At 38.2% G+C, this 12159-nt stretch carries 9 protein-coding genes; 2 read left to right on the top strand and 7 right to left on the bottom strand.

The window, feature by feature from the left end:
- Nucleotides 1-43: 43 nt before the first annotated feature.
- From EL17_RS03875 to EL17_RS03850, 6 genes are all read right to left on the bottom strand, one after another.
- The gene (locus EL17_RS03875) at nt 44-1282 is read right to left on the bottom strand and encodes an ROK family protein (RefSeq protein WP_035070422.1); all 1239 of its coding nucleotides are present in this window, start codon (nt 1280-1282) and stop codon (nt 44-46) included.
- A gap of 379 nt (nt 1283-1661) precedes the next feature.
- Entirely contained in the window at nt 1662-3248 is a 1587-nt protein-coding gene (locus EL17_RS03870; RefSeq protein WP_035070419.1) for a toxin-antitoxin system YwqK family antitoxin, read from the bottom strand.
- 83 nt (nt 3249-3331) lie between these two features.
- Entirely contained in the window at nt 3332-3910 is a 579-nt protein-coding gene (locus tag EL17_RS03865; RefSeq protein ID WP_035070417.1) for a hypothetical protein, read from the bottom strand.
- Between the two features lie 12 nt (nt 3911-3922).
- Entirely contained in the window at nt 3923-4921 is a 999-nt protein-coding gene (locus tag EL17_RS03860; RefSeq protein WP_035070412.1) for a 3-oxoacyl-ACP synthase III family protein, read from the bottom strand.
- 278 nt (nt 4922-5199) lie between these two features.
- A complete protein-coding gene (locus EL17_RS03855) occupies nt 5200-5898 on the bottom strand; it encodes an SOS response-associated peptidase (protein ID WP_035070409.1) in 699 nt (232 codons plus the stop codon).
- A 30-nt stretch (nt 5899-5928) separates the two neighbouring features.
- Complete coding sequence (locus EL17_RS03850; protein ID WP_035072024.1) at nt 5929-6888, bottom strand: YheT family hydrolase; 960 nt, start codon at nt 6886-6888, stop codon at nt 5929-5931.
- Between the two features lie 122 nt (nt 6889-7010).
- Between EL17_RS03850 and EL17_RS03845 the strand changes: the two genes are divergently transcribed.
- On the top strand, nt 7011-8741 hold the full coding sequence (locus EL17_RS03845) for a pyruvate dehydrogenase complex dihydrolipoamide acetyltransferase (RefSeq protein ID WP_035070406.1): 1731 nt from the start codon (nt 7011-7013) through the stop codon (nt 8739-8741).
- Between the two features lie 136 nt (nt 8742-8877).
- Nucleotides 8878-9417: an ATP-dependent protease subunit HslV gene (gene hslV, locus EL17_RS03840; RefSeq protein WP_035070403.1), complete on the top strand. Its 540-nt coding sequence runs from the start codon at nt 8878-8880 to the stop codon at nt 9415-9417.
- A gap of 222 nt (nt 9418-9639) precedes the next feature.
- Here hslV and EL17_RS22515 read toward each other — a convergent pair whose 3' ends face one another.
- A complete protein-coding gene (locus EL17_RS22515) occupies nt 9640-12036 on the bottom strand; it encodes a tetratricopeptide repeat-containing hybrid sensor histidine kinase/response regulator (protein WP_205623533.1) in 2397 nt (798 codons plus the stop codon).
- Nucleotides 12037-12159 lie beyond the last annotated feature (123 nt).

The following is a 12159-nucleotide window of genomic DNA, read 5'->3' as shown; positions in this document are numbered from 1 at the left end:
CTTTTTCTAGTATAAAAAGGAATAATCTTGATGTAGGTCTATTTTAATTAACAATGTCTTCAAAGATTTTTTCAACCACTACAGCTATCCCACCTAGAAGTCCGACATTTTTACCTAGCTTGTATAGGGCTAATTCGGATTTTTCTCTGGACTTGGCCATGCTGTAGAGGTTTAATGCCTGTTGGATAGGGGTAGTGAGATATTGTTCTGCCTCGGCTACCATTCCGCCTATGATAATCAGATCCGGGTTTAGCAGCTGAATTAAGATAGAAATACCCTGTCCTAAATCCATTCCTGCTTTAGATATAATGGTAATAGCTCTTTGGTCACCCGCCAATGCGGCCTCCACTACATGGGAGGGTTCCACTGATTCTTTGCTTTTACTTACTATCCTGCTCAGAATAGAAGTCCCATCCAATTTGATGGCTTCTTCTGCCATACGGACTATGGCAGTGCCTGATGCTACTGCTTCAAGACAACCTGTCTTACCGCAAGAACAGGTGATACCCCTAGATTCAAAGAGGGGTGAATGCCCAAGTTCACCTGCAAATCCAGCCCCGCCCCTATATAGCTTACCGTCTATGATGATCCCCAGTCCTATGCCCCAACCGATGAAAACGCCCAAGACATTTTTATAATTTTGGTTTTGGCCAAATTTGAATTCAGCAAGTGTCATCGCTCTTGCATCATTCTCTATATAAACTTTAATATTGAACTGTTTCTCAAGCTTTTCTTTAAGGCTTCCTTCCCCAAAGTTTAAATAGCTGAAATTCACCCCCTGCTCAGAATCGATAAGTCCAGGCATGGATATCCCTATGGCTATAATGGTATCTCTATTTAATCCTGACCCTGATATAGTTTTTTCTATAAAATCCGATATGATCTGAAGGGTTTCTTCTTCATTGTTTAAGCTGATTTTAATAGACTCAATATCTGTAACTGTTTCATGTGCTGGGTTATATATGGCTGCACGTACTTTATATTTGCTGATGTCTAAAGAAAGGATGTAAAACGAATCTGCAGCTAGTCCGTATAGATCAGGTTTTCTTCCTCCTTGAGATTCTCCCTGACCTTGTTTCACCACCTGACCACTTTTTAATAAAGAGGTAAGCAAGGCATTTACTGTAGGTAAACTGATTCCGATTTCAGTACCTATTGAGGTAGCCGTATCATGGCTATTAGTGTACAGATGCTTAATTATCTTTATTTTGTTCAGATAATTTTTTATCTCTACTACTCCCTCTTTTTCCCCTAATATCTTACCTGGGTCAGTTAAATTCATTCTCATATCATATGAAAGTTTGAAATTATAAAATTTACACAATTAAACCAATACTTACATAAAAAAATTATTTAAGTCATGGGTTTTAAATTATTATTTTGAAATAATTTGATTTTATGTATTAAATTAACAGATAAAAATTATTTTGTTAACATATATCTACTAATTATTAATAAGAGGCTTCTTTATAGATATAAAATGCATTTAAAATGTAATAGGAGTTTATATTAGCGATATTTCCATGCTTGGTTTGCTATATTGAGTTAGTATAAAGGTATCCGGTATACAAGCATGTAGCCTTTAAAACCACCGTTGCCAATCCCCAGTATAAGTCTGATAAATCAAAAAAAAAAAGCTCCTTTCGGGAGCTTTATGTAGTTTAATAATTAAACTGTTGAAACGGCAGATCTGCTTCCGGCACCTCGAGTGGTACGACTTCGTCATTTTCAAAGATCAAAACTTCGTCCAATCTTCCGTTCCGATTATAATATTTCCACTGTCCTTCTTTCAGTCCATCTACCAGCTGTCCTTCAGAAGCTAACCTACCATTATCATGATAATATCTCCAAGTTCCTTCAGGTCTTCCTGATGCATAATTACCTTCAGATTCTTTTCGGCCGTTAACATAATACGTAATTCGGCTTCCATTTCCATCTGTCAGTGTTCCTTTTTCCAATGTCCTGGAACCGTCATAGCTATAGTATTCACCTATATTTATCAAGCGGCCATTGGACCAGGTTTCTTCTTGGGTCAATTGCTTATTATCATAGAATAACCCCCAATTTCCATCCTCAAAGCCAAAGAAATAAGAACCTACAGACCTTAACTGCCCACCATCATAATAATAAAACCATTGACCATGTTCGCTTCCCAATTGGAATTCTCCCTCTGCAATAAGGATTCCTATCCTGTTGAAAAATTTCCATAAGCCTGATTTCACATCATTTTTGTATTCACCTACACTATAGATTTCACCATCGGGAAAATAATTTGTCCATGTACCAGTCCTCACCCCATTTTCATATTGTCCCCTGACAGAGGCGTTTCCATTGCTGTGGTTTTCGATATATTCCCCTATAGGCATGCCTAACTCGTAAGTTTTGCGTTTTGCTAAGTTTCTGTTGTTATAATATTCTTCCCAAGTGCCTGCCGGTATATCATTTTCATACCTTTCTATCCTGGCTATCCTTCTGTTTTCATAATAATAAGTCCATTCTCCACTTCTGTTTCCTCTGTTGTCATAGTTGGTTTCTGATTCGGGCACACGGGTAAAAGGGAAAAAAGTCCTCCATGGGCCCACTCTTCTTCCCATATCAAACTCACCCTCTTCTTCAACTATTCCGCCGCCATATCTTTTGTAAGTTCCATGTGGCCTGTTGTTACGGTAATTTGCTTCCAAAATCATTTCCCCTGAAGCATCGAACTCTTGGTATGGCCCCTCCAATTTATCGTCTTCATATGTCTGCCTTATGGCCACTTGGCCATTGGCATAATAAGAGATCATAGGACCGGTTTTTTTGCCGTTTCTATACTCACCTTCTGTCTTAATCTGGGGATTGCGTCTTCCGGGAGTTTCGCTGGAAGGGTAGTAGGTCCTATACGGCCCCACTATGACACTATCTTCCAGTACTGATTCTAATATAAGGGAACCATCTCTGTCAAATTCTCTATATGCCCCACTTAGGTTATTGTTTTTGTATTCCGCTTCAATTCGGGGCTGGCCATTGGGATGATAGGTTACCCATCTTCCTTCGCGCCTTCCATCTGAAAAATTACCTTGCTGCAGCACTAATTTGGTAGATGGATTCATGAATTTCCACAGTCCATCCATTTTCCCTGCTTGCATTATCCCAGTACCCATTAGTGTAGAATCAGTATTGTAAAGTGTAACAGCCTGACTGTATACATTTTTATAAGGCAAAACAATTAAAGCTGTTATGATAAAGAGAATCGTGATATTCTTCATGGGTTGATTGTATAATTTATACCTTCAAAATGTTACGTCATTCATTTAAAACATGTTTCCAAATTAAATCTTTTTCTTGAATATTATATTTTAATATTATGAAAATCGAAAATTCGGTTTAATTCTCTTCCCAGTGATTTTTGTAGAGAATCAATTTCAGTGGCGATTTCAATTTTTTTGCACCACTGTAAATAGCGATACTGATGGATATGTTTTTCTATGGTATCCCCTGGATCTTCTGGGCTTATGATAGGTGTATTGGCCAGGTTGCTATAATCCCAGGGCGAACTGCCCTGAGTTAGTTTAAAGCCCTTATGAAGAAAATATTTCTGATTACTTCGGGTTTCAATAGCCAGTTCGTAACCAAAGAAAACCAAAATATATAACCCGTGTCCCCACCAATTCAGGATCCTTATATTATGACCCATTTTTTTATCAAAATTTCTAAATATATCAAGTACTTGATAGGGACATTTTTCGAGTTCATTTCCCATACTTATTTTCAATCCTTTACTTAAAGGATAATACTGTTTGATATTAATATGTGAAAGATCATTTGATAAGGTAGTAAATACTTCCTTGAACTGATTTTTGGTTTTATGTATGTCGTTAAAAATCTGCCTATTGTTCAGCAGTTCATTATTAATCTTCGACTGATCCATGGAAATATAAGTTTACCAATTTAATAAAGCAGATGCCCAGCTGAATCCGCTTCCGAAAGCTGCTAAACATATAAGGTCGCCTTCTTTGATTTTACCCTGCTCCCACGCTTCACTGATAGCTATAGGTATGGTGGCAGCAGTGGTATTGCCGTAATGCATGATATTATTGAAAACTTTTTCATCTGGGAGCCCCAATTTTTGCTGAATAAAATTGCTTATTCGAAGATTTGCCTGATGGGGAATCAGCAGGTCGATGTTTTCTTTTTGCATGCCGTTATACTGTAGCGCTTCTTCTATCACCTCTTGAAACTTGACCACTGCATGTTTAAATACGGTGTTGCCGTTCATGTGCATTTTGAAGCTGGGCTGATCTATTATTTCTTTCGAAATACGTACTTCCCTGCTGCTACCTGGATCTTTTAAGTAAAGCTCTTCAGCATAGTCTCCATCGGCATGTAAATGTGTAGACAGGATTCCATATTGCGAAGGGTCGGTTGCCTGAAGCACTACTGCTCCGGCACCATCTGCAAATATGACAGCGCTGGATCTACCATTATCGCTTTTGTCCAATGCAGATGATTGTATTTCCGCACCTACCACTAATATGTTTTTATACATACCGGTTTTGATAAACTGGTCAGCAGTAGAAAGAGCGTATAAAAATCCCGAACATGCATTTCTAATGTCCAATGCACCTATTCCTTGAAGGCCTAAATCCCTTTGTAACAATACACCGTTTCCAGGTACAAAATAATCCGGTGTGATGGTGGCGAATACTATGAAATCAATATCCTTAGTGGAAATTCCGGCTCTTTCAATAGCCATTTTAGAAGCGGCTAAAGACATGCTATTTACCGTATCTTTACCAGGTGTAAACCATCTGCGCTCCTCTATGCCGGTCCGCTCTACTATCCACTCATGGTTGGTGTTCATAATCTGGGACAGATCTTCATTGGTTACTATTTTATCAGGAAGTGAATGACCTGCACCTATTATTCTTGATTTTTTCATCATTAGCATTGTTATTTTGGGATATTTAAGTCATCCAATCTTTTTGACAGAAAAAATAACCGATCTTTTGTTTTGGTTTAATAACAAATAAAATGCTAATCTGTTAGCTAAAATTTTAATTTACCACTTTTCCCAATCTACTTGGTGGGGTGCAGTGCACTGCTTAATTTCGATATTGCCCGGGCGGAATGATCTATCAGGCATTAAGATTTGATAACAGCTTTTGGGTTTTTACATTGATTTTATCCGGTACATTCAAATTATGTTTGGTAAGGCTATTATCCAAATAAGGTGTAGTTGCCAAATTGATCCATGGGCGAGGTTTTTCGGATCAGGGATGGATTGTCATTTCCCGGCTCATTTACCTGGGTTGAAACAGGGTAACTCATCATTTCTGTATGGGATAAGGGTCCAAGGATATTTAACAGTTCTTTTTCGGAAGTATATTTACTCAGCCAGATTTTTTCTGCATCCTGGGTCAATATGACGGGCATTCTGTCATGTACCGAAGCCAAGAGCTCATTAGCCCGGGTGGTAAGGATCAGAAAGGTATGTTTAATCTCCCCCTTCTCGTTTTCGTATTCATCCCATATGCCGGCAAAGGAGAATATATGATCATTATTTAACGTAAATCGATGAGGTATCTTCGATTTTTTTCCCAATTGCTTCCATTCAAAAAAGCCATCCGCAGGGATTAAACATCTCCTTTTTTGAAAAGCATGCTTAAAAGAAGCTTTCTGAGCAATGGTTTCGGCACTTGCATTGATGAACTTTTGGCTTACCGGTTTGTTCTTGGCAAATTCTGGAGTGACTCCCCAGTAAAAGTGGGAAAACCCATTTGGGCTATCAGAAGTGATAACAGGCATCAGCTGCGTCGGTGCCACATTATATCTAGGAGAAAATGTCTCCAATAGTTCGGCTCTAAACCTCACTTCTAATTCATCTTTTGTTTTGGCAAGAGAATATCTTCCGCACATAGGGTGTTAAATTTAAAATTATGTTTGAATTTACTTATCTGAACTGATAAATTCAAATGCTCTTTTTTCAGACCAGTATTTTTGTTTTGGTCGGTGGGGACTGAATCCTACATGGCCTCCTGTTTTTGGGAACTCCATGAAGACATTTTCAAGTTTTTTGCCCAAGTCTATTGGAAAACATTTTGAACTCAAAAACGGATCGTTTTGTGCATTGATTATTAAGGTGGGGATCTTTATTCCTTCCAGATAATAAAGGGATGAGCATTGGTCATAATAGTCATGGGCATCTTTGTAACCGTGAAGCGGTCCGGTATAAATATTATCAAAATCCATCAAAGATTTTAAGTTTCTTAAACCTTTCACCTGGATGATGTCCGGATAGAGGACTGCCTTTTTTACAATTTTTGTTTTTAAAGATTTGAGAAATCTACGTGAATAGATTGTATTTTCTCTATTGGAAATTTTTTCACAAGAGCTTTCGAGATGGAGAGGGACAGAGATGGTGACTGCTTTTTTAATGCGCAGGTCTCTTTCCCGCCGTTCACCCAAGTATTTTAAGGTCAGGTTGCCTCCAAGGCTAAAGCCGATGAGGAAGATTTCTTCATAACCTTCTGCAGCGTGTTTAATCACTGTATCCAGATCATAGGTGGCTCCAGAATTGTAGAAAATGGACTGTTTATTTATATCATCACTACATCCTCTGAAGTTCCAGCAGAGGACATCATATCCTTTATGACAAAATGCATTGGCCATACCCAACATATAGGGCCTACGACTATTGCCTTCCAGCCCATGGCTGATGATCACTAGTTTACGATTATGGTTTCTGATCCAATCCAGGTCTATAAAATCATCATCTTCAGTGACTATTCTTTCTTTGAAAAATGGAAGCGGGATATTTTTTCTGAACAGGGCCGGGATAATGGTCTGCAAGTGACCGTTGAAAAGCAAGGGCGGATTACTATAAGTAATATTTCTTACTATTGGCATTAATTTACTTTTGTTGATATTATTAGTATTTTGAACCATGAAAATACTACTATTAAATTTGAATAAAGAGTTTTAAAAACTATTTTTGAAATCCTTAACAAAGATTTGCAACTAATAAGCTTATGGCCGAAATAATACGAATGCCCAAAATGAGCGATACCATGGAAGAAGGGGTAATCGCAGCTTGGTTAAAAAAAGTAGGTGACGAAGTGAAGCCTGGCGATATCCTTGCCGAGGTAGAGACCGATAAAGCCACAATGGAACTGGAATCATATGAGGAAGGGACCTTGCTGCATATAGGTGTAGAAGAAAAAGATTCTGTTCCCGTAAATGGTGTAATAGCCATCATCGGTGAGAAAGGCGAAAATATAGACGACTTGCTTAAAGAAGCTGGGAGTGGCGCTGCTGTCAAAGAGGACACTTCAGAAGATCAGCCGAAAGACGATAAAAAGACAGAAGATTCAGGTGAAAAAGAGGTTACTGAAACCAAGGATGAATCGGAAGATGGAAATGATTCAGAGGAAGTAGATACATCCAGTATCAATGCCAATCTGATTACGATGCCCAAAATGAGTGATACCATGCAGGAGGGGACTATATCCAGCTGGTTAAAGAAAGTAGGAGATGAGGTAAAATCCGGGGACATCCTTGCAGAAGTAGAAACAGATAAGGCTACCATGGAGCTTGAATCCTATGAAGACGGTATATTACTTTATGTAGGAGTAGAGGAAGGAGATTCTGTTGAAATCGATGGGGTAATTGCTATTATCGGTGAGGAAGGAGCGGACTATGAGAAACTGCTTCAGTCACATAAAAATAAATCTTCTAAGAAGGCTGAAAAACCCAACGCTGAAGAGAAAAAAACCGAACCAAAACCAGGATCAGATAAAGCTTCTAACGAGGAATCCAGTAAAAGCGGCTATGATCAGCCAGCCAGCACACCTGAAGATCAGACTACTGCGAATGGCACTGGAGACGGAGGAAGGCTGAAAGCATCACCGCTGGCTAAGAAAATGGCTGAAGAAAAAGGATATGATATTTCTTTAGTAAAAGGGACCGGTGAAGGTGGAAGGATAGTCAGAAAAGATATAGAACAGTTTGATCCGGCTAAAGCTAAACCTTCTTCTGCTACCGTCAGCCAGCCGGCTACAGTTCAATCTGCAGTAGGGGAAGAGTCCTATAGAGAGGAAAAAGTTTCTCAAATGAGAAAGACCATCGCAAAACGTCTGGCCGAAAGTAAATTTACAGCGCCACATTTCTATCTGACGATGGAAATCAATATGGACAAGGCGATGGAAGCGCGTAAAAGCATGAATGAAATTGCACCGGTTAAAATATCCTTCAATGATATGGTGATCAAAGCCGTGGCATCTGCTCTCCGTCAGCATCCTAAAGTCAATTCTTCTTGGCTAGGAGATAAAATAAGGTATAACTCCCATATCCATATAGGTATGGCAGTAGCTGTCGAAGAAGGTCTTCTGGTCCCAGTTATCAGATTTGCGGACAATAAATCGTTATCCCAGATTTCACAGGAAGCCAAGACTCTAGGCGGAAAAGCTAAAAACAAAGAGCTTCAACCAAAAGATTGGGAAGGCAATACATTCACTATATCTAATTTGGGAATGTTCGGTATCGATGAATTTACCGCCATAGTTAATCCCCCTGATGCCTGCATCATGGCTGTAGGAGGTATTAAAGAAACGGTGATCGTGAAAAATGGTCAAATGCAAGTCGGAAATGTAATGAAAGTGACCCTTTCTTGTGACCACAGAGTGGTAGATGGAGCAGTAGGTTCTGCATTCCTTCAGACATTCAAAAGTCTTTTGGAAGACCCAGTTAGAATATTAATTTAAAATAAAGATTACCCTGTCAAAAAGTCCTGATTTATCAGGACTTTTTGCTTTAGTATAGCTTTTGATAGATTCCTTAGTACAATAAGGGCTTTTTCATATAGCTGCAAGTCTTATTACAACCAAAAATAAAATTACAATGGAAAAATTGAAGTCGACCACAGTAGTGGCTATCAAACATAATGGAGAAGTAGTCATCGGTGCAGATGGACAGGCCACTTTGGGCAATACTGTAGCCAAAAGCAGTGTCAATAAAATAAGAAAGCTGCAGGGAGGTAAAATTGTCACTGGTTTTGCCGGTTCCACAGCGGATGCCTTCACTCTTTTGGAAAAATTTGAAGAAAAGCTGGGGTCTTTCAATAATAATATGAAGAGAGCCGCTGTAGAACTGGCCAAAGAATGGCGTACCGACCGCATGCTCAGTAAATTGGAAGCGATGATGATCGTAGCTGATAGTGAAGATATACTGATCATATCCGGTACAGGGGATGTGATAGAACCTGATGAGTATATCGCTACGATTGGTTCAGGAAGTATGTATGCGCAGTCAGCCGCCCGTGCCCTGAAAAAATTTGCCTCTCATTTATCGGCAGAAGAGATGGTAAGGGAAAGTTTGGGTATAGCAGCAGATGTATGTATTTACACTAATCATAATTTAGTCATTCAAAAAGTAGAATAGGTAGATAATAAATTTATCGCATATTGATATACTTGAACCTATTAAATCCAGGGATGGCCCTCGTTGCAGAGTGATCCCATTTCTGGATTTTTAGAGTGTATTGGGGGTTTTAACCTTTGTGTTAACCATTATTTTATATACATATTTCTACTCTTTATAAGTATACGAATTTAATAAAACGATCTTAACATCGTTAATACCCCCCATGATATACATGTGGGCTTATGGTGATGTAGGTATAAGCAGATGTTTCAATAATATATTTAAAAGCATTTTTTTATCAAGAGGCTTGGTGGTGTAATCATTCAGGCCTGCTTGGATGCATTTCTCCTTTTCCCCGCTTAGGGCGCTGGCTGTCAAAGCTATGATAGGCAGGGAAGATCCTTCGGTATGTATTTTTCTTATTTTTTGGGTGGCCTCATAACCATTCATGTTGGGCATTTGTATATCCATCAATATAAGGTCAAGCTTTTTCTTTAAAAAAATATTTACAGCTTCTTCTCCGTCTGAAGCCTCGTATAATTTTACTTTGGGTATAAACTGTTTGACCAGCTTTTTGGTAAGCAGCATGTTTACAGGGTTGTCTTCTGCTATCAGTATGTTTACTTCCAAATCGGATAAAAGTAGTGTTGCTTCTTGTTCTGTTAAGTTGACAGGGGTTAACATCTTAACATCATTATGTAAACTTTCAGGTAGAATATCTAATTGCTCAAGTTTGATATCACAAAAAAAAGTGCTCCCTGATCCGATTTCACTCACCAGAGAAAGCTTCGAGCCCATTAGGGCCAATATTCTATTAGAAATAGTCAGTCCAAGGCCTGTGCCCCCGTATTTTCGGGTAGTTGAATTATCTTCTTGGGAGAAGGCTTCAAAAATCTTTTCCTTGTTGTGTTCCGATATTCCGATTCCCGTATCCTTTACTGAGAATCGGATCATGCTGAAATTTCTTTCTAAATCTAGAATCTTTTCAATTTTTAATTCAATAGCGCCTTTATCTGTAAATTTAATAGCATTGCCCAATAAGTTAATCAAAACCTGCCTTAGTCTCAATTCATCTGCCAGTACCATAGCGGGAGTGTCTTTGGTAATGTTAAAATTGAGGGATACATTTTTTTGATAGGCTTGAAATGCTATTAAATCAATGGAAGAAGAGCCAAGTAAATCTAAATTGGTAGGGGATAGCTCCATCTTCATTTTTCCAGCTTCAATTTTTGAAAAATCGAGTATATCATTTATAATATCTATCAATGAAATGGCAGATTGATTGATCAATCCTACATACTGTTTTTGTTCATTATTGAGTGCTGTGGAGGAAAGCAGCTCCGAAAAACCGATAACCCCATTTAAGGGTGTTCGGATTTCATGGCTCATAACTGAAATAAAATCAGATTTGGCTGTATTGGCCATTTCTGCCACTTGTTTTGCTTTTTTTATTCTTTTCAAACTGATCAGGGTAATTATAATAAGGCAAAGCATAAAGCCAGATGCATATACAAATATGTTTCTTTCATAGATTTGCTTTTTGAGCTGTTCGGCAGCTAGAAGTTCTTTGTTTTTAATTTCCAAATTCACTTCTTTCATTTTTTGGTCAAAAGCAAACTTGGCTTCCATTCGCCCCATGTTCTTCGAATTGATCTGGTTGGATAAGGAATCTGACCAAGCAGCATATAGCCGTTGGTATCGGTATGCCTGTTCCCAGTGCTGTTGGTTGGCATGAAGAATGGCCATTTCATTAAATAAGGCCACAATATGGTCTTTATATTCATGCTCCAAGCTAATTTCTATACCTTCTTGTAGATATCGGTTAGCAAGGGAATAGTTTCCTAGCTTTAAATACAGTCTTCCAAGTCTTACGTTACAGGATACCTGATTGGATTTGGACTGGAACTCCTTTAATATTTTGTAAGACTGTAGATAGTGTTCCAAGGCTTTTTCTGTTTCGCCTTTTGCGGAATAAATATCTCCATAAGTCCTATGGGAAAAACCAAGAAACAGCGGATTTGTGCTTTCATCTTTTATACCAGGTATACTGTCTAGAATGCTGATGGCCTTGTCATATTCACCTAACATGTATTGGAGATAAGCCATATTGTTCAGGGCCCGTTTAGAATTATCCAGATCATTTATTTTAAGGCTTTCTTCGTAGGCATAGGTGATATACTGCAATGCTGATAGGTGATCCTTACTCCCGTCACTATATATGGCGCCAATATTGAACGCCGCCCTTATGTTTATTTTAGGAGATTTTAATTTACCTGCTTTGATATAGGCTTCTAATGAATACTCCAAAGCTTTGTCATAATTGTCTTGGCGGTAGTTAATCCACCCTAAGTTTATAAGGGCTTCTGTTTCTCCTTTTTCATAATTAATAGATCTGGCAAGGACCAAGGCATCATTAGATAAGTTACGGCTTTTAAAGATTTCGTTCTCTACATTTTTTTCTGCCCATATGTTCAAACTGTCAACTTGCTGAATGATCTGTTTTTGGAACATAGGGTCTTGATTTTCCCCATTCATTCCTGTGAGAAATACAAAAAGGGAACAACAGGAAATAAAGAGAATAAGCTTCCCTTTCCACTGTTTCAAAAGAAATGATCCATATGTAAAAATGTGCTTCAAGATGATTTTTTATAGTACATATGCATTAATAACATACTCTCATTTTAAAAAATTAGTATTGTTTTCAGAAGGTAAATTATATAAATTAATTATATTAATAATATTTTTTGAGAGAAAAAAATA

Source organism: Anditalea andensis (assembly GCF_000714815.1).
Taxonomy (GTDB): Bacteria; Bacteroidota; Bacteroidia; order Cytophagales; family Cyclobacteriaceae; genus Anditalea; species Anditalea andensis.
Note: the sequence above shows the minus strand (reverse complement) of the source record. Positions and strands in the feature narration are given on the sequence as shown.